Origin of the sequence: Pseudomonas sp. P135 (assembly GCF_020312125.1) — a bacterium.
In the GTDB taxonomy this organism is placed as follows: Bacteria; Pseudomonadota; Gammaproteobacteria; order Pseudomonadales; family Pseudomonadaceae; genus Aquipseudomonas; species Aquipseudomonas fragariae.
Genome location: NZ_JAGPYR010000012.1, coordinates 87,069 through 111,819 on the forward strand (window position 1 = coordinate 87,069; position 24,751 = coordinate 111,819).

The 24,751-nt window shown below is 58.3% G+C and carries 21 protein-coding genes; 16 read left to right on the forward strand and 5 right to left on the reverse strand.

Annotated elements, in window-relative coordinates; all coding sequences use genetic code 11:
* Window positions 1-205: 205 nt before the first annotated feature.
* The 4 genes from KBY08_RS18030 to KBY08_RS18045 all read left to right on the forward strand — a co-directional run bounded on the left by KBY08_RS18030 (window position 206) and on the right by KBY08_RS18045 (window position 3,421).
* On the forward strand, window positions 206-1,645 hold the full coding sequence (locus KBY08_RS18030; protein WP_003366691.1) for a PLP-dependent aminotransferase family protein: 1,440 nt from the start codon (window positions 206-208) through the stop codon (window positions 1,643-1,645).
* A 114-nt stretch (window positions 1,646-1,759) separates the two neighbouring features.
* Complete coding sequence (locus KBY08_RS18035; RefSeq protein WP_011267375.1) at window positions 1,760-2,401, forward strand: hypothetical protein; 642 nt, start codon at window positions 1,760-1,762, stop codon at window positions 2,399-2,401.
* A 94-nt stretch (window positions 2,402-2,495) separates the two neighbouring features.
* Window positions 2,496-2,753 (forward strand): YkgJ family cysteine cluster protein, encoded by a 258-nt coding sequence (locus KBY08_RS18040; protein ID WP_003406159.1) that lies wholly within the window; start codon window positions 2,496-2,498, stop codon window positions 2,751-2,753.
* 56 nt (window positions 2,754-2,809) lie between these two features.
* The gene (locus tag KBY08_RS18045; RefSeq protein ID WP_177410964.1) at window positions 2,810-3,421 is read left to right on the forward strand and encodes an START domain-containing protein; all 612 of its coding nucleotides are present in this window, start codon (window positions 2,810-2,812) and stop codon (window positions 3,419-3,421) included.
* Between the two features lie 65 nt (window positions 3,422-3,486).
* On the opposite strand, the gene gltA is transcribed toward KBY08_RS18045, so the two are convergent.
* Window positions 3,487-4,776 (reverse strand): citrate synthase, encoded by a 1,290-nt coding sequence (gene gltA, locus KBY08_RS18050; RefSeq protein ID WP_002552974.1) that lies wholly within the window; start codon window positions 4,774-4,776, stop codon window positions 3,487-3,489.
* 361 nt (window positions 4,777-5,137) lie between these two features.
* On the opposite strand from gltA, the gene sdhC reads away from it, so the two are divergent.
* The 9 genes from sdhC (at window position 5,138) to sucD (ending at window position 16,600) form a co-directional block, all read left to right on the forward strand.
* On the forward strand, window positions 5,138-5,512 hold the full coding sequence (sdhC, locus tag KBY08_RS18055) for a succinate dehydrogenase, cytochrome b556 subunit (protein WP_003423585.1): 375 nt from the start codon (window positions 5,138-5,140) through the stop codon (window positions 5,510-5,512).
* Window positions 5,506-5,874 (forward strand): succinate dehydrogenase, hydrophobic membrane anchor protein, encoded by a 369-nt coding sequence (gene sdhD, locus KBY08_RS18060; protein WP_003316551.1) that lies wholly within the window; start codon window positions 5,506-5,508, stop codon window positions 5,872-5,874. The genes sdhC and sdhD overlap by 7 nt, the downstream gene beginning before the upstream one ends.
* A gap of 3 nt (window positions 5,875-5,877) precedes the next feature.
* Complete coding sequence (gene sdhA / locus KBY08_RS18065; protein WP_003394562.1) at window positions 5,878-7,650, forward strand: succinate dehydrogenase flavoprotein subunit; 1,773 nt, start codon at window positions 5,878-5,880, stop codon at window positions 7,648-7,650.
* A gap of 12 nt (window positions 7,651-7,662) precedes the next feature.
* Window positions 7,663-8,367 (forward strand): succinate dehydrogenase iron-sulfur subunit, encoded by a 705-nt coding sequence (locus KBY08_RS18070; protein WP_003316554.1) that lies wholly within the window; start codon window positions 7,663-7,665, stop codon window positions 8,365-8,367.
* 259 nt (window positions 8,368-8,626) lie between these two features.
* The gene (locus KBY08_RS18075) at window positions 8,627-11,458 is read left to right on the forward strand and encodes a 2-oxoglutarate dehydrogenase E1 component (protein WP_003366703.1); all 2,832 of its coding nucleotides are present in this window, start codon (window positions 8,627-8,629) and stop codon (window positions 11,456-11,458) included.
* Between the two features lie 41 nt (window positions 11,459-11,499).
* Window positions 11,500-12,735, forward strand: coding sequence for a 2-oxoglutarate dehydrogenase complex dihydrolipoyllysine-residue succinyltransferase (odhB, locus tag KBY08_RS18080; protein WP_011267377.1), 1,236 nt, complete (start codon window positions 11,500-11,502; stop codon window positions 12,733-12,735).
* A gap of 172 nt (window positions 12,736-12,907) precedes the next feature.
* Window positions 12,908-14,344 carry a dihydrolipoyl dehydrogenase gene (lpdA, locus tag KBY08_RS18085; protein ID WP_011267378.1) on the forward strand — a complete coding sequence of 479 codons (1,437 nt, stop codon included), beginning with the start codon at window positions 12,908-12,910 and terminating at the stop codon, window positions 14,342-14,344.
* 208 nt (window positions 14,345-14,552) lie between these two features.
* The gene (sucC, locus tag KBY08_RS18090; RefSeq protein WP_003316561.1) at window positions 14,553-15,719 is read left to right on the forward strand and encodes an ADP-forming succinate--CoA ligase subunit beta; all 1,167 of its coding nucleotides are present in this window, start codon (window positions 14,553-14,555) and stop codon (window positions 15,717-15,719) included.
* Window positions 15,719-16,600, forward strand: a complete 882-nt coding sequence (gene sucD, locus KBY08_RS18095; RefSeq protein ID WP_003316562.1) for a succinate--CoA ligase subunit alpha — start codon at window positions 15,719-15,721, stop codon at window positions 16,598-16,600. The genes sucC and sucD overlap by 1 nt, the downstream gene beginning before the upstream one ends.
* Before the next feature lie 98 nt (window positions 16,601-16,698).
* Here the strand turns inward: sucD and KBY08_RS18100 are convergent, their stop codons facing one another.
* Window positions 16,699-17,274: a GNAT family N-acetyltransferase gene (locus tag KBY08_RS18100; protein WP_024660985.1), complete on the reverse strand. Its 576-nt coding sequence runs from the start codon at window positions 17,272-17,274 to the stop codon at window positions 16,699-16,701.
* 301 nt (window positions 17,275-17,575) lie between these two features.
* Here KBY08_RS18100 and brnQ point away from each other — a divergent pair, with 301 nt between their 5' ends.
* Window positions 17,576-18,889 (forward strand): branched-chain amino acid transport system II carrier protein, encoded by a 1,314-nt coding sequence (gene brnQ / locus KBY08_RS18105; protein ID WP_003406141.1) that lies wholly within the window; start codon window positions 17,576-17,578, stop codon window positions 18,887-18,889.
* A 94-nt stretch (window positions 18,890-18,983) separates the two neighbouring features.
* On the opposite strand, the gene KBY08_RS18110 is transcribed toward brnQ, so the two are convergent.
* A complete protein-coding gene (locus tag KBY08_RS18110; RefSeq protein WP_002552985.1) occupies window positions 18,984-19,244 on the reverse strand; it encodes a lipoprotein in 261 nt (86 codons plus the stop codon).
* 313 nt (window positions 19,245-19,557) lie between these two features.
* Here KBY08_RS18110 and htpG point away from each other — a divergent pair, with 313 nt between their 5' ends.
* Window positions 19,558-21,465, forward strand: a complete 1,908-nt coding sequence (gene htpG / locus KBY08_RS18115; RefSeq protein WP_003406139.1) for a molecular chaperone HtpG — start codon at window positions 19,558-19,560, stop codon at window positions 21,463-21,465.
* Window positions 21,466-21,555: 90 nt separating this feature from the next.
* Window positions 21,556-22,284: a dienelactone hydrolase family protein gene (locus KBY08_RS18120; protein WP_003406137.1), complete on the forward strand. Its 729-nt coding sequence runs from the start codon at window positions 21,556-21,558 to the stop codon at window positions 22,282-22,284.
* A 518-nt stretch (window positions 22,285-22,802) separates the two neighbouring features.
* Here the strand turns inward: KBY08_RS18120 and fabB are convergent.
* Window positions 22,803-24,026 carry a beta-ketoacyl-ACP synthase I gene (gene fabB / locus KBY08_RS18125; RefSeq protein WP_003406135.1) on the reverse strand — a complete coding sequence of 408 codons (1,224 nt, stop codon included), beginning with the start codon at window positions 24,024-24,026 and terminating at the stop codon, window positions 22,803-22,805.
* 10 nt (window positions 24,027-24,036) lie between these two features.
* Complete coding sequence (gene fabA / locus KBY08_RS18130; RefSeq protein WP_003316569.1) at window positions 24,037-24,552, reverse strand: 3-hydroxyacyl-[acyl-carrier-protein] dehydratase FabA; 516 nt, start codon at window positions 24,550-24,552, stop codon at window positions 24,037-24,039.
* Window positions 24,553-24,751 lie beyond the last annotated feature (199 nt).

The window sequence follows — 24,751 nt, forward strand, 5'->3', positions numbered from 1 at the left end:
AAAAAGCCCGACGCCGGAAACGGCCTCGGGCTTTTTTGTCTTTAATCACGTTGATTATGGCGTTTCTGCCCGCGTTTATTTTCACTCAGCAAGCATCAATGCTGGCCTGATTTCAAACTGTTCCCGTACACTTCCGATCTGTGCCGGTTATTACGCATCTGTATGTTCAAAAATAATAAATCGCCGGTCTTTTTGAGGCTGTGTCATGACCAATCTCTTGCTCTACCAGCGTATCGCTCAGCAGTTGGCCGAAGACATCCGTCGTGGTGTTTATCAGCCCGGCGAGCGGGTGCCGTCCGTTCGCAAAATGAGTTCGCAGCTCAACGTCAGCCATGCAACTGTATTGCAGGCTTACGCGAACCTTGAAGACCAGGGGCTGATCCGGGCACGTCCTCAGTCCGGCTATTACGTCCATCAAACGCCTGCGCTGACGGCATCGACCCCGGATATCGCGCGGGTCGAGCGGCCCGGCCTGGTTACACGCAGCAGCATTATCCAGCAGGTCCTCGAAGAGTCCCGCCGCGAAGGCGTGTTCGCCCTCGGGGCTGCGGTGCCCCATGTGGATTACCTGCCGGTACGCGCGCTGCATCAGCAACTGGCCAAGGTCACGCGCTTTCACAGTCCGCGGGCCTTCAGTTACATGTTCAGCCCCGGCTTCGAACCCTTGCGCAGGCAGGTCGCGATTCGTATGCGCGACGCCGGGGTGGTGGTCGATCCGTCTGAAGTGGTGATCACTCACGGCTGCGTGGATGCGCTGCAGATGGCCCTGCGGGTGCTGACCCGGCCCGGCGATCTGATAGCCGCCGAATCGCCAGCCTATTACGGGTTGCTGCAACTTGCCGACCTGCTGGGTTTGAAGGTCATCGAAATCCCCAGTGATCCGGCCACCGGCATCAGTCTTGAAGCCTTGCAGCTGGCGGCCAATCAATGGTCCATCAAGGCTCTGGTGCTGACCTCACGGCTGAGCAATCCACTGGGCGGCACCATGCCGGAGGAGCGGCAGAAAAATCTGCTGCGGCTCACCTCGGATTTCGATATCCAGGTGGTTGAAGACGACGTCTATGGCGAGTTGATGTTCGAAGTAGGGCGGACCAAGGCGCTCAAGGCGTTCGACCGGTTGGGGAGGGTGATTTACTGCTCGAGCTTCTCCAAGACCTTGTCGCCGGGTGTGCGCATCGGCTGGATGATAGCCGGCAAATACCAGGCGGAAATTCAGCGCCTGCAAACCTTCAGCACTCACTCGGCGTGCAGCGTCACGCAAATGGCTGTCGCGGCTTACCTCGAAAACGGCGGCTACGATCGGCACCTGCGCTTCATCCGTCTCGAATACCGCAAGAATCTCAGTGCCTATCAGCTGGCGGTGCAGCAGTTCTTCCCCGAAGGCACGCAGATGAGTCGTCCCGCGGGAGGCTTTATCCTCTGGGTCAGTCTGCCGGGCAGGGTCAACACCCAGGAGTTGCACGTGCGTGCGCTCGAGCAGGGCATCAGCATTGCGCCCGGATTGATTTTCAGTAACACCGAGCAGTTCAACCACTGTATTCGTTTGAATTGCGGCATGAAATGGAACAAGGAAGCCGAACGGGCCTTGATGACATTGGGGATTCTGGCCAAGCAGTTATGTCAGGAGGCTGTTCAGGCGTATTGATCGGCAAAGATTTTTGTCAATTCTTCGGAACTCTTGTCTTGTCAGGTTGGCCTCAAAAGGACAGCATGTGTTTCTTTCCGGCTTTTTGCCACTGTCTTGCCTGACTCTTTGCCTATGAATGTTTTTCGCTGTCTCGGATTGCTTGTCGTCGTACTTCTGAGTGGTTGTGACGCTCCGGACACCTCTGTGCCCAAACCCAAGACCGAGGCGGTCATCACCGCGCCGGTATCGCCCGAGGTGCATCTGAAGACTGAGGCACCTGCGCAGGCAGTCGCCACCGATGCCAAGCAAATCAAGGCGCCGGACACCATGCATCAGCTGATGCCGGGCGTGCCTGTCGTGCCTGTGGTGGTCGGAAAGGAAAAATCAGAACCTGCAGCACCTCAGAGCGTCAAATCGGCGACTTCCGAAAAACCCTCTTCCAGGGTTGTGGCAGCCAAGGCGCCTGCGAGCAAGCGCAAGAACGCCAAGGATGCCAAGACCGCCAGCGTCAAGGATGTGCGAATCAAAGCACCCAGGCTGGACCTGAGCCTGCCTCCCGAGCTGGTCAAGGAGCTCGACCCGCCTGCCAAGGTGATTACCAACAAGCGCAAGCCGATATTGCCGCAGATGTTCAGCGACAAGGGCGATTCTGCGAACCCCGGCCCGTTCGAGCTCGAGGGGAGATTGCTGACCAACGAAATGCAATTGCAGATGCGTAATGACAACCGTCGCGATGTAGAAGGTGCTGCGCTGGACTTCAAATTCAAGCAGTAAGTCCTGCCTGTCGTCCGATACGGCGTTTTCAAACAGACGTTTTGACGGTTAATATCCTTTCTCTTTTTCAATTTTCAAACAAGGGTGTCTGGTCATGGACTGCCGTTCCGGTTGTGGCGCGTGCTGCATAGCGCCTTCCATCACGTCTCCCATACCCGGTATGCCCGACGGAAAGCCTGCTGGCGAACGCTGTCTGCATCTGTCGGTCGAGTTTTTGTGCGCCTTGTTCGGCAGGGCTGAGCGGCCCGCGGTGTGCAGTCAGTTCAAGGCGGCAGAGGATGTCTGCGGTGCCGATCAGGCGGATGCCATTCGCCTGATCGGTTGGTGGGAAAAAGCCACTGCGGTGGCCTGAAAAAGTGTTTTCGAGCACAAATGCTTCTTCGGAACTTCAAAACAAGGAATAAAACAATGGGTCCGCTGTATCGCATGGCTGTTGCTTGTGGCTTCACTGTAATGCTTGCCGGAACGGCGCAGGCTGAAGAGTGGAAAGAGGTCAAGAATCAGGATGGCATCAAGGTCTCGTTGAGCGACGTGCCTGGTTCCGATTACAAGGCGTATCAGGGTATTGCGCTGATCAATGCCAGCGTAAGCAAGTTGCGTGCGCTCCAGGAGGATGTCACGGGGGCCTGCGCCTGGATCCATGAGTGCAAGTTGCAGAAAGTGCTCAAGCACGAAGGCAACAAGACCTGGACCTACAGCCGGTTCAATACTCCCTGGCCGGTGACGCCTCGCGATTCGGTACTGTTGATCACCACTCAGGAAGGTCCTGACGGGAGTGTTACCCGAAACCTCGAAGAGCAGCCTTCGTATATCCCCGAGGAGAAGGGGTATGTGCGCGTAACCGAGGTCAAGGGCTTCTGGAAAATGGTGCCCAAAGGGCCGAACCAGACTGAAGTGACCTATCAGGTTCACACCGAGCCGGGTGGCAGTGTGCCGTCGATGTTGGCCAACAAGTTCGTTGTCGATGCGCCGTTCAATACCTTGAAAGCGCTCAGGGAGCGTGCCGCGCAAACCAAATGATCCGCACCGGATAGCGCGCATAAAAAAAAGGGCTGCCAATGGCAGCCCTTTTTTGTGCGTGGCGCTTACTTGCGGTCTTGCAGGGCGACGATGTCGCGTTGCACGTTGCCGGTGTACAGCTGGCGAGGGCGACCGATCTTGTAAGGGCTGGAGAGCATTTCTTTCCAGTGCGAGATCCAGCCGACAGTCCGCGCCAGGGCGAAGATCACGGTGAACATGCTGGTCGGAATGCCGATGGCCTTGAGGATGATGCCCGAATAGAAGTCGACGTTCGGGTACAGCGAGCGCTCGATGAAGTACGGATCGGTCAGGGCGATCTCTTCGAGGCGCATGGCCAGTTCGAGTTGAGGATCGTTGGTGATGCCCAGCTCTTTCAGTACTTCGTCGCAGGTCTGCTTCATTACAGTGGCGCGCGGGTCACGGTTCTTGTAGACGCGGTGACCGAAGCCCATGAGCTTGAACGGATCGTTCTTGTCCTTGGCCTTGGCAATGAACTTATCGATGTTCGACACATCGCCGATTTCATCGAGCATGGTCAGTACCGCTTCGTTGGCGCCGCCGTGGGCAGGGCCCCAGAGCGCTGCGATACCGGCTGCGATACAGGCGAACGGGTTGGCGCCCGAAGAGCCTGCCATGCGCACGGTGGAAGTCGAAGCGTTCTGCTCGTGATCGGCGTGGAGGATGAAGATCTTGTCCATCGCCTTGGCCAGCACCGGGCTGATCGGTTTGATCTCGCACGGGGTGTTGAACATCATGTGCAGGAAGTTTTCCGCGTAGCTGAGGTCGTTGCGCGGGTACATCATGGGTTGACCCATGGAGTACTTGTAGACCATCGCTGCCAGGGTCGGCATCTTGGCGACCAGGCGGACCGCGGAAATCTCGCGGTGCTGCGGGTTATTGATGTCCAGCGAGTCGTGGTAGAACGCTGACAGGGCACCGACTACGCCACACATGACGGCCATCGGGTGGGCGTCGCGGCGGAAACCGTTGAAAAAGGTCTTGAGCTGTTCGTGAACCATCGTGTGGTTCTTGACCACGGCCACGAACTGGGCTTTCTGCTCGGCGGTGGGCAGTTCGCCGTTGAGCAGCAGGTAGCAGGTTTCGAGGTAGTCGGACTGCTCGGCCAGTTGTTCGATCGGGTAGCCGCGGTGCAGCAGAATGCCATTGTCACCATCGATGTAGGTGATCTTCGAATCGCAAGACGCCGTGGACATGAAACCAGGGTCAAATGTGAAGCGGCCGGTGGCGGTCAGGCCGCGTACGTCGATCACGTCCGGACCCACTGTACCGGTCAGAATTGGCAGCTCGACGGGGGCAGCGCCCTCGATGATCAACTGCGCTTTTTTGTCAGCCATGTGGCCTCCTATTTATGCTTCAAATCATCAGACAGGCCCCCCACGCAGGGCCCGCATCACTATAGTGAGATAAATTCTAAAGTCAATTTGCCTAAAGTCGTGTTCCGCAAGGGCCCGGCCGTGGATTTTGCAGACGGTTTACTGCCGTTTACGCCTTTTGTCGCGGCAACGCAATGCGCTATTGGCGGTACGTCTGCGCGTTGTCATTAGTAACCTAACTGTCTATACTCGGCGTCCGACCGCCAGAGGCTTTTGGCCTGTTTCAAGGGGGTCGTCACTTCCTGGGTGGTGGGTACCTGACCAGTGCACTTCCCAACAACTTGCCCTGATTGTTAGGGGCTCTTCAGTGTGAAAAAAAGCCGTGAATAGCCAACGACCTGTAAATCTAGACCTAAGGACCATCAAGCTCCCAGTCACCGCTTACACGTCCATCCTTCACCGCATCTCCGGTGTCATCCTCTTTGTCGGTATTGCAATCATGCTGTATGCAATGGACAAGTCGCTGGCCTCCGAAGAGGGATTTGGTGAAGTCAAGGCGTATATGACCAGTCCGCTGGCCAAGCTGATCATCTGGGGACTTCTGTCTGCCCTGCTGTACCACCTGGTGGCCGGTATTCGTCACCTCATCATGGACTCGGGGGTAGGCGAGACGCTTGAAGGCGGCAAGCTGGGCTCCAAAATCGTTATCGCGGTCTCCGTGATTCTGATTCTTCTGGCGGGAGTATGGATATGGTAACCAACGTCACCAACCTGTCGCGTTCGGGTCTCTATGACTGGATGGCTCAGCGTGTTTCCGCAGTCGTGCTCGCGGCTTATTTCATCTTCCTGATCGGCTACATGGTCTTTCACCCGGGTCTGAGCTACGCCCAATGGCATGGTCTGTTCGCTCACAACGGAATGCGTATCTTCAGTCTCCTGGCCCTCGTTGCCCTTGGCGCTCACGCCTGGGTCGGCATGTGGACCATCGCGACCGACTACCTGACGCCGATGGCGCTGGGCAAGTCCGCCACTGCAGTACGTTTCCTGTTCCAGGCGGTATGCGGCGTTCTGATGTTCGCCTACTTCGTCTGGGGCGTGCAGATTCTTTGGGGTATCTGATCCATGGCTAACATTAATGCGCTTTCTTTCGACGCCATCATCATTGGTGGTGGCGGTGCCGGCATGCGCGCTGCGCTGCAGCTCGCCCAGGGCGGTCACAAGACTGCCGTGGTCACCAAGGTCTTCCCGACCCGCTCGCACACCGTATCCGCCCAGGGTGGCATCACCTGTGCAATCGCTTCCGCCGATCCGAACGATGACTGGCGCTGGCACATGTACGATACCGTCAAGGGTTCCGACTACATCGGTGACCAGGACGCTATCGAATACATGTGTTCCGTAGGTCCGGAAGCGGTCTTCGAGCTCGAGCACATGGGCCTGCCGTTCTCCCGTACCGAGCAGGGCCGTATCTACCAGCGTCCGTTCGGTGGCCAGTCCAAGGACTTCGGCAAGGGCGGGCAGGCTGCCCGTACCTGCGCTGCTGCCGACCGTACCGGTCACGCGCTGCTGCACACCCTGTATCAGGCCAACCTGAAGGCGGGCACTGTATTCCTCAACGAATACTATGCAGTGGATCTGGTGAAGAACAACGATGGCGCCTTTGTCGGCATCATCGCGATCTGCATCGAGACGGGCGAAACCTCGTACATCCGCGCCAATGCAACCGTGCTGGCGACCGGCGGTGCAGGCCGTATCTACTCGTCGACCACCAACGCCCTGATCAATACCGGTGACGGTATCGGCATGGCGCTGCGTGCCGGTGTGCCGGTTCAGGACATCGAAATGTGGCAGTTCCACCCGACCGGCATTGCCGGCGCAGGTGTACTGGTCACCGAAGGTTGCCGCGGTGAAGGCGGTTACCTGATCAACAAGCACGGCGAGCGTTTCATGGAGCGTTACGCTCCGAACGCCAAGGACCTTGCCGGTCGTGACGTTGTGGCACGTTCCATGGTCAAGGAAATCATTGCCGGTAACGGCTGTGGTCCCGATGGCGATCATGTGATGCTCAAGCTCGATCACCTTGGCGAAGAAGTGCTGCACAGCCGTCTGCCAGGCATCATGGAACTGTCCAAGACCTTCGCTCACGTCGATCCTGCGACCGCGCCGATTCCTGTCGTACCGACCTGCCACTACATGATGGGCGGCGTTGCCACCAACATTCATGGCCAGGCGATCACTCAGGATGCGGCGGGCGTCGATCAGATCATTCCTGGTCTGTTCGCGGTCGGTGAAGTGGCTTGCGTATCGGTTCACGGCGCCAACCGTCTGGGCGGCAACTCGCTGCTCGATCTGGTGGTGTTCGGCCGCGCGGCGGGTATCCACCTGGAGCAGGCGCTGCGTGAAGGCGTCGATTATGCGCGCGCTTCCGAGTCCGACATCGATGCTGCCCTCGCACGCCTTGCCGGCCTGAACGAGCGCACCACCGGTGAAGACGTTGCAACCCTGCGAAAAGAGCTGCAGAGCTGCATGCAGAACTACTTCGGTGTATTCCGTACTGGCGAATACATGCAGAAGGGTATTGCCCAGCTGGCTGATCTGCGCGTACGTATCGCCAACGTCAAGATCAACGACAAGAGCCAGGCGTTCAACACCGCCCGTATCGAAGCGCTTGAACTGCAAAACCTGCTGGAAGTTGCCGAAGCCACGGCGATTGCCGCAGAGCATCGTAAAGAGTCCCGCGGCGCTCACGCTCGTGAAGACTTCGAAGATCGCGATGACGAGAACTGGTTGTGCCACACCCTGTATTTCCCGGGTGACAAGAGTGTGACCAAACGTGCCGTGAACTTCTCGCCGAAAACTGTCCCGACTTTTGAACCGAAGATTCGGACTTATTAAGGGGTGACCGATATGTTGCAAGTCAGTGTTTATCGTTACAACCCTGATCAGGACGCTGCACCATTCATGCAGGAGTTTCAGGTCGATACCGGTGGCAAGGACCTGATGGTGCTGGACGTGCTGGCTCTGGTCAAAGAGCAGGATGAAGGCTTTTCGTACCGTCGCTCGTGCCGTGAAGGCGTGTGCGGTTCCGACGGCATGAACATCAACGGCAAGAACGGCCTGGCCTGCATCACGCCGCTGTCGGCTGTCGTTGCCAAGAACAAGCTGATCGTACGTCCGCTGCCGGGTTTGCCGGTTATCCGTGACCTGGTCGTCGATATGAGCATCTTCTACAAGCAGTACGAGAAGGTGAAGCCGTTCCTGCAGAACGACACGCCGGCTCCGGCCATCGAACGTCTGCAAACGCCGGAAGAGCGCGAAAAGCTCGATGGTCTGTACGAGTGCATCCTGTGCGCTTGCTGCTCGACTTCCTGCCCGTCCTTCTGGTGGAACCCCGACAAGTTCCTGGGTCCTGCTGCACTGCTGCAAGCCTACCGTTTCCTGGCTGACAGCCGTGATACTCGCACCAGTGAGCGTCTGGCTTCGCTTGATGATCCGTTCAGCGTATTCCGCTGCCGCGGCATCATGAACTGCGTCAACGTCTGTCCGAAGGGCCTTAACCCAACCAAGGCTATCGGTCACGTGCGCAACATGTTGTTGCAGAACGGCGTCTGATTCATCGCTTTATCTGTTACACCGTTACACCGAAGTGGCTACGGCGCAGGCTTCAACCGGCGCCGTAGTTTTAACCTGAGCAGTAGCTCGCAAAGCTGCGGCTCTTATTTTGAAGAAATGAGACCAGCAGGGGCATCCGGGCTGGTACCCGGACTATCTGCGTGATCCCTGGTGACTTGATACAGTCGCTGCACACGACTATTTCAGGATTGCTCTGGTGTCTTCGCCGGTGGTGTCCCCTTACCGAGGGTGACCAAGCATGCAAGAAAGCGTGATGCAGCGCATGTGGAACAGTGCCCACCTATCCGGTGGTAACGCTGCCTATGTGGAAGAGCTCTATGAGCTTTACCTGCACGACCCTAACGCTGTGCCAGAAGAATGGCGCACCTACTTTCAGAAGTTGCCAGCTGATGGCAGCTCTGCCACTGATGTATCGCACTCGACCATTCGCGATCATTTCGTGTTGCTGGCCAAAAACCAGCGCCGCGCTCAACCGGTATCCGCCGGCAGTGTGAGCAGCGAACACGAGAAGAAGCAGGTTGAAGTGCTGCGACTGATCCAGGCATATCGGATGCGTGGCCACCAGGCTGCCCAACTCGATCCGCTGGGCCTGTGGCAGCGCCCTGCGCCTGCGGATCTGTCGATCAATCATTACGGCTTGACCAATGCCGATCTTGATACGACCTTCCGTGCCGGCGACCTGTTCATCGGCAAAGAGGAAGCGAGCCTACGCGAAATTCATGAAGCGTTGCAGCAGACATATTGTCGCACCATTGGCTCCGAGTTCACTCACATCGTGGATTCCGAGCAGCGCAACTGGTTCATGCAGCGTCTCGAGAGTGTTCGTGGCCGTCCGGTGTTCTCGGCTGACATTCAGAGCCACCTGCTCGAGCGTGTTACCGCAGCCGAAGGCCTCGAAAAATACCTGGGCACCAAATACCCGGGCACCAAGCGTTTCGGTCTGGAAGGCGGCGAAAGCCTGATTCCGATGCTCGACGAGCTGATTCAGCGTTCCGGGTCCTATGGCACCAAGGAAGTCGTGATCGGCATGGCCCACCGTGGCCGCCTCAACGTACTGGTGAACACCTTCGGCAAGAATCCTCGCGACCTGTTCGACGAGTTCGAAGGCAAGAAGAAAGTGGAGCTGGGTTCCGGTGACGTCAAATACCACCAGGGCTTCTCTTCCAACGTCATGACCGCAGGCGGTGAGGTTCACCTCGCCATGGCCTTCAACCCGTCTCACCTGGAGATCGTGTCTCCGGTGGTCGAAGGGTCGGTGCGTGCACGTCAGGATCGTCGCAACGATCCGAACGGTGACAAGGTTCTGCCGATTTCCCTCCACGGCGACGCGGCCTTTGCCGGCCAGGGCGTGGTCATGGAAACCTTCCAGATGTCGCAGACTCGCGGCTTCAAGACGGGCGGCACGATCCACATCGTCATCAACAACCAGGTGGGCTTCACCATCAGCAACCCGCTGGACTCGCGTTCCACCGAGTACGCCACCGACGTTGCCAAGATGATCCAGGCGCCGATCCTCCACGTGAATGGGGATGATCCGGAAGCCGTGATGTTCGTGACCCAGCTGGCCATCGATTACCGCATGCAGTTCAAGCGCGACATCGTGATCGATCTGGTCTGCTACCGTCGCCGTGGTCACAACGAAGCTGACGAGCCGAGCGGTACCCAGCCTCTGATGTACCAGCAGATCACCAAGCAGCGCACCACGCGCGAGTTGTATGCCGAGCATCTGATCAAGACCGGCGTTCTTGACGATGCCCGCGTTCAGGCCAAGGTCGACGACTACCGCAGCGCGCTGGACAACGGTCTGCACGTGGTGAAAAGCCTGGTCAAGGAGCCGAACAAGGAATTGTTCGTCGACTGGCGTCCATACCTGGGCCATGCCTGGACTGCGCGTCACGACACCCGCTTCGATCTCAAGACCCTGCAGGAACTGTCCGCCAAGCTCATGGAGCTGCCGGAAGGCTTCGTCGTGCAGCGTCAGGTTCAGAAAATCTACGAAGACCGCCAGAAGATGCAGGCCGGTGGCTTGCCGATCAACTGGGGCTACGCCGAAACCATGGCGTACGCCACACTGGCCTTCGAAGGTCACCCGATCCGCATGACCGGCCAGGACATCGGTCGTGGTACGTTCTCGCACCGTCACGCCGTGCTGCACAACCAGAAAGACGCCGGGACCTATATCCCGCTGCAGAATCTGTACTCCGGTCAGCCACGTTTCGACCTGTACGACTCGTTCCTTTCGGAAGAGGCCGTACTGGCATTCGAATACGGTTATTCGACCACCCAGCCTGATGCACTGGTTATCTGGGAAGCCCAGTTCGGCGACTTCGCCAACGGTGCCCAGGTGGTTGTCGACCAGTTCATCACCAGCGGCGAGCACAAGTGGGGCCGTCTGTGCGGTCTGACCATGCTGTTGCCTCATGGCTATGAAGGGCAGGGGCCAGAGCACTCGTCGGCCCGTCTGGAGCGTTACCTGCAATTGTGCGCCGAGCACAACATTCAGGTGTGCGTACCGACGACTCCGGCGCAGATCTATCACTTGTTGCGTCGTCAGGTCATCCGTCCGCTGCGCAAGCCGCTGATCGTGCTGACACCGAAGTCGCTGCTGCGTCACAAGCTGGCTGTTTCGACCCTGGAAGATCTGGCCGAAGGCTCGTTCCAGACCGTCATTCCGGAAATCGACACCCTCGATCCGGCCAAGGTCACGCGTCTGGTGCTGTGCAGCGGCAAGGTTTACTACGACCTGCTGGAAAAACGCCGTGCCGAAGGGCGTGAAGACATCGCCATCGTTCGCCTCGAGCAGCTGTATCCGTTCCCTGAAGATGATTTGATGGAAACCATCGCGCCTTACACCAACCTGCAGCATGTGGTCTGGTGTCAGGAAGAACCGATGAACCAGGGTGCCTGGTACAGCAGTCAACACCACCTGCGTCGCAGCATGGGCAACCACAAACGTGAACTCGTTCTCGAGTACGCCGGTCGTGATGCTTCTGCCGCTCCGGCGTGTGGTTACGCTTCGATGCACGCCGAGCAGCAGGAAAAACTGCTGCAAGATGCCTTCACTGTTTAACGCCTTCGCGCATTAGAAACCGAATTAAGGAATTACAGATAATGGCTATCGAGATCAAAGCCCCCTCTTTCCCGGAATCCGTTGCCGACGGCACCATTTCCAAGTGGTACAAAAAAGAGGGCGATGCGGTAAAGCGCGACGAGATGCTGGTCGATATCGAGACTGACAAGGTTGTCCTCGAAGTGCTGGCCGAAGCTGACGGCGTGATGGGAACGATCACCAAGGAAGAGGGTGCCATCGTCCTGTCCAACGAAGTGCTTGGGACATTGAATGACGGTGCTACAGCATCTGCAGCTCCGGCACCTGCTGCTGCGCCTGCCGCGGCACCTGCTTCGGCACCCGCCGCTGCACCGGCTGCAACTGCTGGCGAAGAAGACCCGATTGCTGCGCCTGCTGCGCGTCAACTGGCTGAAGAAAACGGCATCAACCTGGCCAGCGTCAAGGGCACTGGTAAAGACGGCCGTATCACCAAGGAAGACATCGTTGCTGCCGTTGAAGCGAAGAAATCCGCTCCGGCCGCTGCGCCTGCTGCCAAGCCTGCTGCTGCCGCTGCTCCTGTCGTCGCCGCTGGCGATCGCACCGAGAAGCGTGTACCGATGACTCGCGTGCGTGCAACGGTTGCCAAGCGTCTGGTCGAAGCCCAGTCGAACATGGCGATGCTGACCACGTTCAACGAAGTCGACATGACCGAAGTCATGGCACTGCGTTCCAAGTACAAGGACCTGTTCGAGAAGTCGCACAACGGCGTACGCCTGGGCTTCATGTCGTTCTTCGTCAAGGCTGCCACCGAGGCGCTGAAACGCTTCCCGGCCGTCAACGCGTCGATCGACGGTTCCGATATCGTTTACCACGGCTATGCCGACGTCGGTGTCGCGGTTTCCAGCGATCGCGGTCTGGTCGTACCGGTTCTGCGTAACGCAGAGCACATGAGCCTGGCTGAAATCGAAGGCGGCATCGCCACCTTCGGCAAGAAAGCCCGTGACGGTAAACTGTCCATCGATGAGATGACCGGCGGTACGTTCACCATCACCAATGGTGGTACTTTCGGTTCGATGATGTCGACGCCGATCGTCAACCCGCCACAGGCTGCAATTCTGGGCATGCACAACATTCTGCAGCGTCCGATGGCAGTCAATGGTCAGGTTGTGATTCGCCCGATGATGTATCTGGCGTTGTCCTACGATCACCGTTTGATCGACGGCAAGGAAGCGGTAACCTTCCTCGTGACCATCAAGAACCTGCTGGAAGATCCTGCTCGTCTGCTGCTGGATATCTGATGGAGTAGCCTCGAGCTGCAAGCTTCAAGCTTCAAGTCAGAAGCGAAAGGCGAGCAGTCGGGGCTGATGTGTTTCACCTAATTCAATAGGTCGCAAGTCGGCCTCGCGATGAAACGCGGACTGACTTGCAGCTTGCAGCTAAAAGCTCGCAGCTATAGAGGAATTCTTTTTTATGTCCCAGAAATTCGACGTGGTAGTGATTGGCGCAGGCCCTGGCGGTTATGTTGCCGCCATCAAGGCTGCGCAACTTGGTCTCAAGACTGCCTGCATCGAGAAGTATCAGGACAAAGAGGGCAAACTGGCCCTTGGCGGTACCTGCCTGAACGTGGGTTGCATTCCTTCCAAGGCACTGCTCGACAGCTCCTGGAAATTCTATGAAGCCAAGAACGGTTTCAGCGTACATGGCATCTCCACCTCCGACGTGAGCATCGACGTTCCGGCGATGATCGGCCGTAAGTCGACCATCGTCAAAGGCCTGACCGGCGGCGTTGCCAGCCTGTTCAAGGCCAACGGCGTGACCACGCTGCAGGGCCACGGCAAACTGCTGGCCGGCAAGAAAGTCGAGCTGACCGCTGCCGACGGCACTGTCGAAATCATCGAAGCGGACCATGTGATCCTGGCTTCGGGTTCGCGTCCTATCGACATTCCACCCGCTCCGGTTGATCAGAAAATCATCGTCGACTCGACCGGTGCTCTTGAATTCCAGCAGGTTCCACAGCGTCTGGGCGTCATCGGCGCTGGCGTGATCGGTCTGGAACTGGGTTCCGTGTGGGCTCGCCTGGGTGCCCAGGTCACCGTTCTGGAAGCGCTGGACAAGTTCATCCCGGCAGCCGACGAAGCGGTTTCCAAGGAAGCACTGAAAACCTTCAACAAGCAGGGCCTGGACATCAAGCTGGGCGCTCGCGTGACCGGTTCCAAGGTCGAAGGCGAACAGGTTGTGGTCAGCTACACCGACGCTGCCGGCGAACAGTCGATCACCTTCGATCGTCTGATCGTTGCCGTGGGCCGTCGTCCGGTTACCACTGACCTGCTGGCTTCGGACAGCGGTGTCGATCTGGACGAGCGCGGTTTCATCTACGTCGATGACTACTGCACCACCAGCGTACCGGGCGTATACGCCATCGGTGACGTGGTTCGCGGTCTGATGCTGGCGCACAAGGCCTCGGAAGAGGGCATCATGGTTGTCGAGCGCATCAAGGGCCACAAGGCCCAGATGAACTACAACCTGGTCCCGTCGGTTATCTACACCCACCCGGAAATCGCCTGGGTAGGCAAGACCGAACAGACCCTGAAGGCCGAAGGCGTTGAAGTCAATGTCGGTACGTTCCCGTTCGCAGCCAGTGGCCGTGCCATGGCAGCCAACGACACCGGCGGTTTCGTCAAGATCATTGCCGACGCCAAGACCGACCGTGTTCTGGGTGTTCACGTGATTGGCCCGAGCGCTGCCGAACTGGTACAGCAGGGCGCAATCGCGATGGAGTTCGGTACCAGTGCAGAGGACATCGGCATGATGGTCTTCTCGCACCCGACCCTGTCCGAAGCGCTGCATGAAGCTGCACTGGCTGTGAATGGCGGCGCCATCCACATTCAGAATCGCAAGAAACGCTAAGACAACAAGAGAAACCACGACGCAGTGCCCGTCGTTGGCCTTGCAAGCAGGGCTTACCGCGGAATCTGCGCCGGACTCGACCTCTCAGGCGGCTTCATGAGTGTCCCACGGCATTTGCGGAGTCCACCCGGAGTAGCGGTCACAGGTGGTGCGGCACGCTGACGTGCAGCACCGAATGCGCAGTACCTAAACGAAGACGGTAATAAGCATGAATCTTCACGAGTATCAGGGTAAGCAGCTGTTCGCTGAGTACGGCCTGCCAGTATCCAAGGGTTACGCGGTAGACACCCCGGAAGCAGCAGCAGAAGCCTGCGACAAGATCGGCGGGACCGAGTGGGTCGTCAAAGCCCAGGTTCACGCAGGTGGTCGCGGTAAAGCGGGCGGCGTAAAGCTGGTTCGCAGCAAGGAAGACGCTGCAGCGTTCGCTCAACAGTGGTTGGGCAAGCGCCTGGTGACTTACCAGACTGACGCCAACGGTCAGCCAGTGACCAAGATCCTGGTCGAGTCCTGCACCGACATCGCCAAAGAGCTGTATCTGGGCGCTGTGGTCGATCGTTCCAGCCGTCGTATCGTGTTCATGGCTTCCACTGAAGGTGGCGTGGACATCGAGAAGATCGCTCACGACACTCCTGAAAAGATTCTCAAGGCCACCATCGATCCACTGGTCGGCGCTCAGCCGTTCCAGGGTCGCGATCTGGCATTCCAGCTGGGTCTGGAAGGCAAGCAGGTCACTCAGTTCGCCAAGATCTTCACCGGTCTGGCCAAGCTGTTCCAGGACCATGACCTGGCATTGCTGGAAGTGAACCCGCTGGTGATCAAGGCTGACGGCGATCTGCACTGCCTGGACGCCAAGATCAACATCGACGCCAACGCCATGTACCGTCAGCCAAAGCTGAAGGGCTTCCACGATCCTTCGCAGGACGATCCTCGCGAAGCTCACGCAGCCAAGTTCGAACTGAACTACGTTGCGCTGGAAGGCAACATCGGCTGCATGGTCAACGGTGCCGGCCTGGCCATGGGTACCATGGACATCGTCAACCTGCATGGCGGCAAGCCTGCAAACTTCCTTGACGTTGGCGGCGGTGCCACCAAGGAACGCGTTACCGAAGCGTTCAAGATCATCCTGTCCGACGCCAACGTCGCTGCAGTACTGGTCAACATCTTCGGCGGCATCGTTCGTTGCGACATGATTGCCGAAGGCATCATCGGTGCAGTGAAAGAAGTCGGCGTTAAAATCCCGGTTGTTGTGCGCCTTGAAGGCAACAACGCTGAGCTGGGCGCTAAAGTACTGGCAGAAAGCGGTTTGAACATCATCGCTGCTACCAGCCTGACCGACGCTGCTCAACAAGTTGTCAAAGCCGCGGAGGGCAAGTAATGAGCGTCCTGATCAATAAAGACACCAAGGTTATCTGCCAGGGTTTCACTGGTTCGCAAGGTACCTTCCACTCCGAGCAAGCCATTGCCTACGGCACCAAGATGGTGGGCGGCGTGACACCAGGAAAGGGCGGCACCACGCACCTGAACCTGCCAGTGTTCAACACTGTTAAAGAAGCAGTAGACACCACTGGCGCAACCGCCAGCGTGATCTACGTTCCGGCTCCTTTCTGCAAGGATTCCATCCTTGAAGCAGCGTTCGGCGGCATCAAGCTGATCGTTTGCATCACCGAAGGCATCCCGACTATCGACATGCTGGAAGCCAAGGTCAAGTGCGACGAGCTGGGTGTGGTCCTGATCGGTCCTAACTGCCCAGGCGTCATCACTCCGGGCGAGTGCAAGATCGGCATCATGCCAGGTCACATTCACTTGCCAGGCAAGGTCGGCATCGTGTCGCGTTCCGGCACCCTGACTTACGAAGCTGTGAAGCAGACCACTGACGCCGGTTTCGGTCAGTCCACCTGTGTTGGTATCGGCGGTGACCCGATCCCTGGCTCGAACTTCATCGACATCCTGAAGCTGTTCCAGGAAGATCCTAAGACCGAAGCGATCGTCATGATCGGTGAGATCGGCGGTTCGGCTGAAGAAGAAGCGGCTGCCTACATCAAGGCACACGTGACCAAGCCGGTTGTTTCCTACATCGCTGGTGTGACTGCTCCTCCGGGCAAGCGCATGGGCCATGCCGGTGCAATCATCTCGGGTGGTAAAGGTACTGCAGACGAGAAATTCGCTGCACTGCAGGACGCTGGCGTGAAAACCGTGCGTTCCCTGGCAGACATCGGCAAGGCCCTGGCCGAGCTGACCGGTTGGCCGACCAAGTAAGCCTCGCTTGCTTTTCGGGTAATCGACAAAAGCCACCTTCGGGTGGCTTTTGTTTGGGCGGGTGAAAAGGTGGCGGGGCGTCCTGGTCCTGTTTTCGTCTATCGATTGTTATTCATCTGCCATTCCTGACGGGTCAACTCCCATATCTGCTCCTGTGTGGTTCCGCAGACAAACTGCGCTTCCTGAACGGTCACAAGGCGCATGCCTTCGCGCCGCGACAGGCGGCACGACGCTTCATTCAAGGCCGATTTGGCCACGCGCAACACGGGGCGTTTGAGGGTTTCAAACCAGAAACGGTCGATGGCCACGCAGACCTCCGATATCAGGCCCAGCCCCTGATAGGGTGGGGATAGCCAGAACCCGCGATTGTTGTCCTCCTCATCCATCATGCACGCGGCACCGATCAGATGATCCTGTTCGCCGCGAAGGCGAATCGACCAGTGCCACTCCTCACCGTCCTGCATGGCCGGCAAGGCGTCCTCGCGGATATAACGCAGCGCTTCTCCGTCCGGATAAGGCCAGGGCACGTGGTGAGTCAGATAACGCACTACCTCCCACTGGTTGAACAGGCTTTGCATCGCTGCGGCGTCGTCAAGCTGCAAGGGCTGCAGGACCAGGCGCGGCGTGAACAGGGTCGGTGTGGGTATCGCGCTCAGATGGGTGATGTCAGGCATGGAAATAAGCTGCCGGGTATAGAGAGGAGGCCCAATCTATCCGTTAGGAAACGGCTGGTCTGTCAGGCATTTCTGGTTTTACAGCGGCTTTTGCAATTGCCAGTTCAAGGTGCGTCGTCGGGTGGCTCGCCCTGAGACAGTGCATTTTCGAGCGAAGTTGGCTACCCTGTCCGCCGTTTTTGCGTTGCCCTCACGAGGGGCGTTTCGCAAGGTACTGCCACGTCTTACGCCGACGGGCTGCGTCTGCCCCATTCATGGGTGACGTCCCATCCCTTATTTCGATTCCGTGTGGTCCCTCGTAATGAAAGTGTTGAAAGGCCAGGACATCCTGGCACTCGGTTTTATGACATTTGCCCTGTTCGTCGGGGCTGGCAACATCATCTTTCCCCCCATAGTGGGTCTGCAGGCCGGGCCGCATGTATGGATGGCGGCGCTGGGCTTTCTGGTCACCGCGGTTGGCTTGCCGGTCATTACCGTGATCGCTCTGGCCAGGGTCGGGGGCGCGATGGATGCCCTGAGCAGTCCGATTGGCAAGATCGCCGGCGGGGCGCTCGCTGCCGTCTGCTACCTGGCGGTCGGCCCTTTGTTCGCCACTCCGCGTACCGCTACGGTCTCGTTCGAAGTCGGTCTGGCGCCGCTGACCGGCGACACCCCGATGGCATTGTTCCTCTACAGTCTGGTGTATTTTCTGGTGGTGTTCTGGGTTTCGCTGTACCCGGGGCGCTTGCTCGATACCGTCGGACGCTTTCTGGCGCCGCTCAAGATCATCGCGCTGGCGGTATTGGGCATCGCGGCATTCGCCTTGCCGGCAGGCGGAATAGGGGAGGCGGAGCCCGCGTACGCCGTAGCACCGTTTTCCCAGGGCTTCATCAATGGTTACCTGACCATGGATACGCTGGGGGCGCTGGTCTTCGGTATCGTCATCGTCAACGCGATCCGCTCTCGCGGTGTCGAATCGCCCCGTCTGATCACGCGTTACGCGATCATTGCCGGGCTGATTGCCGGAGTCGGACTGGCGCTGGTGTATGTCAGTCTGTTTCGCCTCGGTTCCGGCAGCCACGCCGTGGCGGCAGGTGCCAGCAACGGCGCGGCGGTTCTGCATGCCTACGTACAGCACACCTTCGGTTCGCTGGGCAGCGGATTCCTGGCCGTGCTGATTTCCCTGGCGTGTCTGGTCACTGCGGTAGGCCTGACCTGTGCCTGCGCCGAATACTTTGCCAAGGTGCTGCCGCTGTCCTACAGAACGCTGGTGATCATCCTCGCCGTGTTCTCGTTGCTGGTGTCCAATCTCGGGTTGACCAAACTGATCCAGTTTTCGATTCCGGTGCTCACGGCGATTTACCCGCCATGCATCGTTCTGGTCGCGCTGAGCTTCTGCAAGGAGCTCTGGCAGAGCCAGGGACGCGTGGTGGCGCCTGTGATGCTGGTTTCGCTGGTGTTCGGCCTGATCGATGCGCTGAAGGGCGCCGGTTTCGGCGACGCGCTGCCCGATGTTCTGAGCCATCTGCCGCTGGGTGATCAGGGGCTTGCATGGCTGGTGCCCGCTGTTGTCACGCTGGCAGTTGCTGTGGTGGTCGACAGGGTCATGGGCAAGCGCAGCGAGGCGCTGGCTTGAAGGCCGTGCTTTAGACGATTGCGCAGTAAAAAAACGTGTTGCATGAAGAGGCCCGCTATAAGCGGGCCTCTTTAGTTCTGCGAGCGTCTCAGCCTTACTTGGTGGCTGGTGCTGCTTCTGGCGCCTTGTTGGCGTTTTCATTGGTGCGCTGCTGAGCGGCTTCAGCGTTCTTCTGAGCGGCTTCCTGGCTTTCCTTGGCCGCGTCATTCACTTTTTCCTGAGCCTTTTCCATCGACTCCTGGGATTGCTGAGCTGCCTTGTTGGCATCTTGCTGGGTGTTTTCGGACTTTTTGTCACAGGCGGCAAGGCCCAGGGTGGCAGAAAGCATCAAGGCATAGGCTAAAGATTTACGCATGGGGTGTTTCTCCTTATTGATTATTCACGAGCCTAAGAGCCTGCCCCTGAGGGTTAAGTTCCACCGGTGACGACAATAATGGAGGGCGTTGTTTCACGGTCGTTACAGGCTGATCAAAGCGCGCCGGTCATGAGCCGTTCCGGCAAGCTCCGAGCAGGCTGGTTCGCCTCGTGCCCGATGCACGAAACACGCTCCAGGCATCATTGGCTCTTGAAATCCCCGACCCAGCCCCCACCTTGATGACTACCCGCTGTCACACAGGCTGCTGCCTGACCGTGACGGCTTATACCATCCAGATCGGAGTTTGATGATTATGAGTGTGGAAACTCAAAAGGAAACCCTGGGCTTCCAGACCGAGGTAAAGCAACTGCTGCACCTCATGATCCATTCGCTGTATTCCAACAAGGAAATTTTCCTTCGCGAATTGATCTCGAACGCGTCTGACGCGGTCGACAAATTGCGTTTTGAAGCGTTGTCCAAGCCCGAGTTGCTGGAAGGCGGCGCGGAGCTGAAAATTCGTGTGAGCTTCGACAAGGACGCGAAGACCGTTACGCTTGAAGACAACGGCATCGGTATGAGCCGTGAAGACGTGATCACCCACCTGGGCACGATCGCCAAGTCCGGCACCGCCGATTTCATGAAAAACCTGTCGGGCGACCAGAAGAAGGACTCGCACCTGATCGGTCAGTTCGGTGTCGGCTTCTACTCGGCGTTCATCGTTGCCGATCAGGTCGAAGTGTTCAGCCGTCGTGCCGGCACGCCAGCGAGCGAAGGTGTGCACTGGTCTTCCAAGGGCGAAGGCGAGTTCGAAGTCGCCACCGTCGACAAGGCTGATCGTGGCACCCGTATTGTTCTGCACCTGAAAAACGGTGAAGAGGAATTCGCTGACGGCTACCGCCTGCGCAACATCATCAAGAAATACTCCGACCATATCGCCTTGCCGATCGAGCTGCCCAAAGAGCAGGCTCCGGCAGCCGAAGGCGAGGAGCCTGCGGCGCTGGAATGGGAAACCGTCAACCGCGCCAGCGCGCTCTGGACCCGTCCGCGCACCGAGGTGAAGGACGAGGAGTACCAGGAGTTCTACAAGCACGTCGCGCACGACTACGAGAACCCGCTGAGCTGGAGCCATAACAAGGTCGAAGGCAAGCTGGAATACACCTCGCTGCTGTACGTGCCTGCGCGTGCGCCGTTTGATCTGTATCAGCGCGAAGCACCGCGTGGTCTCAAGCTCTACGTGCAGCGCGTGTTCGTGATGGATCAGGCCGAGTCGTTCCTGCCGCTGTACATGCGCTTCGTCAAGGGCGTGGTCGACTCCAATGACCTGTCGCTGAACGTTTCCCGCGAAATCCTGCAGAAAGACCCGATCATCGACTCGATGAAGTCGGCGCTGACCAAGCGCGTGCTGGACATGCTGGAGAAGCTGGCGAAAAACGAGCCCGAGAAGTACAAGGGCTTCTGGAAAAACTTCGGTCAGGTCCTCAAGGAAGGTCCGGCAGAAGACTTCGCCAACAAGGAAAAAATCGCCGGTCTGCTGCGTTTCGCGTCGACGTCCGACGACAGCGGCGAACAGAGCGTTTCCCTGGCCGAGTACCTGGCGCGCGCCAAGGAAGGTCAGGACAAGATTTACTACCTCACTGGCGAATCCTACGCACAGGTCAAGAACAGCCCGCACCTTGAGGTCTTCCGCAAGAAAGGCATTGAAGTGCTGTTGCTCACCGATCGTATCGACGAGTGGCTGATGAGCTACCTGAGCGATTTCGATGGCAAGGGCTTTGTGGATGTGGCGCGTGGTGACCTGGACCTGGGCAATCTCGACTCCGAAGAGGACAAGAAGGCTCAGGAAGAGATCGCCAAGGACAAGGAAGGCCTGATCGAGCGTCTGAAAGCCGCCTTGGGTGAGTCGGTAAGCGAAGTGCGGGTTTCCCATCGCCTGACCGATTCGCCTGCAATTCTGGCCATTGGCGAGCAGGATATGGGTCTGCAGATGCGTCAGATTCTGGAAGCCAGCGGGCAAAAGGTGCCGGATTCCAAGCCTATCTTCGAATTCAACCCTGCCCACCCGTTGATCGGCAAGCTCGATGCCGAACAGAGCGAAGACCGCTTCGGCGATCTGTCGCACATCCTGTTCGATCAGGCTGCGCTGGCCGCTGGTGACAGCCTCAAGGATCCGGCCGCTTACGTGCGTCGTCTGAACAAGTTGCTGGTAGAACTGTCGGTTTGATAGCCGGTTGACAAGAAACCCGCCTCGGCGGGTTTTTTGTTTCAGTTCCCGCGACACGTCTTTCATCTCTCCAACGATCAGGAGTCAGTAATGAGCAGCACTATCGAAATTCGTTCTGTGGTCTATCAGATTGATGGTCAATCTTATGAAAGCCGCCTGGTATACGACACAAAAGCGACTGCTGCACAGCCAGGTCTGTTGATGGCGCCCAACTGGATGGGTGTCAGCCAGGGTGCCGAAGACATTGCCAAAGCCGTGGCCGAGAAGGGCTACGTGGTATTGCTGGCTGATCTTTATGGCCAGCAGATTCGCCCGAGTAACAATGACGAAGCAGGCGCCGCCATGACGCCGCTGAAGAACGACCGTGGTTTGTTGCGCAAGCGCATGCAGGCAGGTCTCGATCAGTTGCTGAGTCAGGCGGATGTTTCGCTGGATGTAAGCAGAATCGCAACGTTCGGCTTCTGCTTTGGCGGCTGCTGCTCGCTGGAGCTGGCGCGTACCGGTGCCGAGCTGAAAGCCGCGATCTCCTTCCACGGCACGCTGGACACACCCAATCCGGCTGACGCCAAAAACATCAAGGGCTCGGTGCTGGTCCTGCACGGTGCTTCTGACCCGTTGGTGCCGAAAGAGCAACTGCCGGCTTTCGAAGATGAAATGAACGCCGCTGGCGTGGACTGGCAGCTATACAGCTACGGCGGCGCATTCCATTCCTTCACCGATCCGCACGCCAACGTGCCGGGGATGATGATGTACGATCCCAAAGTGTCGAGTCGCGCGTTCAAGTCCATGCATGACCTGCTGAACGAAGTGTTCGGCTGAAGGAACACTGTCCCCGCAGGCGTGCTGGAGAACACTGTCGTGCCCATGCCCCGCGTGGACATGCCGTTCTGGACGCTCTGCGTCCTCTTTCGACGCAGAGCGTCGTGAACTGCATTCCCACGCTGGCGCGTGAGGAACGAGAGGTGTTCGGAAAATCCATCTCTCGCAGGCGCGCCGGAGAACACTATCGTGCCCATGCTCCGCGTGGGCATGCCGTTCTGGACGCTCTGCGTCCTCTGCTGCATTCCCACGCTGGAGCGTGAGGAACGAGAGGTGTTCTGAAGATCCATCTTCCCGCAGGCGCGCCGGAGAACACTATCGTGCCCATGCTCCGCGTGGGCATGCCGTTCTGGACGCTCTGCGTCCTCTGCTGCATTCCCATGCTGGAGCATGAGCAGCGAGAGGTGTTCTGAAGATCCATTGTCCCCGTAGATATACCGAAGAACACTAGCCACTTTGCCCGACTCACAAAAAAGGCGCCTTGAAAGGCGCCTTTTCTGTTTGTTGCAGAAGCAGTATTACTTGCCCGCCCAGCGTTTCAACACCAGCGTGGCGTTGGTGCCGCCGAAGCCGAAGCTGTTGCTCATGACCAGATCGAGCTTCGCATCTTCCTGGGTCTTGAGCAGGATAGGCATGTCGGCAACCACCGGGTCCAGCTCGTCGATGTTGGCCGAACCTGCGATGAAGTTGTTCTCCATCATCAGCAGGCAGTAGATCGCTTCGTGGACACCTGCGGCGCCCAGCGAGTGGCCCGACAGGCTCTTGGTGGAGCTGATCGCCGGAGCGTTGGCGCCGAATACTTCGCGCACGCCCTCCATTTCCTTGGCGTCGCCGACCGGGGTCGAGGTGCCATGGGTGTTGATGTAGTCAATGGCACCGGAGTCGATATCGCCCAGCGCCATCTTCATGCAACGAATGGCACCTTCACCGCTGGGTGCGACCATGTCGTAGCCATCGGAGGTCGCGCCGTAACCGACGATTTCTGCGTAGATCTTCGCGCCACGCGCCAGAGCGTGTTCGAGTTCTTCGACAACCACCATGCCGCCACCACCGGCAATGACGAAACCGTCACGCTTGGCATCGTAGGCACGCGAGGCTTTTTCCGGCGTCTCGTTGTACTGGGTGGACAGCGCGCCCATCGCGTCGAACAGGAACGACTGGCTCCAGTGCTCTTCTTCGCCGCCACCGGCAAAGACGATGTCCTGCTTGCCCAGCTGGATCTGCTCGACAGCGTTGCCGATGCAGTGTGCGCTGGTGGCGCAGGCGGACGAGATGGAGTAGTTCACACCCTTGATCTTGAACGGCGTGGCCAGGCAGGCCGAAACGGTGCTGCCCATGGTCCGCGTGACGCGGTAAGGGCCGACACGCTTGACGCCTTTTTCACGCAGGGTATCCAGCGCTTCCATCTGGTTCAGGGTCGAGGCGCCGCCGCTGCCGGCGATCAGACCGGTACGCACGTTGGAAACCTGCTCGTCGGTCAGGCCCGAATCGGTAATGGCGTCTTTCATCGCCAGATAGGCATAGGCTGCCGCATGGCCGACGAAGCGGAAGATCTTGCGATCGATCAGTTCTTCCAGATTCAGGTCGATGGAGCCGGAAACCTGGCTACGCAGACCCATTTCGGCATATTCCGGGTTGAAGCGGATGCCAGGGCGGTTAGCACGCAGGTTAGCGGTGACGGTGTCTTTGTCATTGCCCAAGCAGGAAACAATACCCAGACCAGTGATAACGACGCGGCGCATGCGAGTACCCTTAGAAATTTTCAGTGGAAGTGAACACGCCGACCCGGAGGCCTTCGGCGGTATAGATTTCGCGACCGTCGACACTCACCGAACCGTCGGCGATGGCCAGGTTCAGCTTGCCCTTCAGGACGCGCTTGATATGGATGTTGTAAGTGACTTTTTTGGCGGTAGGCAGAACCTGACCGAAAAACTTCACTTCGCCTGAACCCAGGGCGCGGCCACGGCCGGGGTTGCCCTGCCAGCCAAGATAGAAGCCAACCAGCTGCCACATGGCGTCGAGGCCCAGGCATCCGGGCATGACCGGATCACCTTCGAAGTGGCAGGCAAAGAACCACAGGTCCGGATTGATATCCAGTTCGGCGACCAACTCACCCTTGCCGAACTTGCCGCCCTCGTCGCTGATGTGCGTGATGCGATCAACCATCAGCATGTTGGGGGCGGGCAGTTGCGCATTACCTGGGCCGAACAGCTCGCCACGACTGCAGCGCAGCAGGTCTTCCCGGGTAAAGGCGTGTTGTTTGGTCATGCGAGCTCCTCAATAATCTTGTGCGGCAGGTTGTGGCGCCACTGGCCCGAACGCCAGTCCTGGCGCGATAATTTCGCCAGGACCCTGTCCGGCAGCCTACTCATAGACTGTTGCGTTGTAATGAAAGTCACAGCGCAGGTGAAATCAAGGTACACCTGTACACTGAATTTTGTCATTCAGCCGATTTTGCTGGCCGATC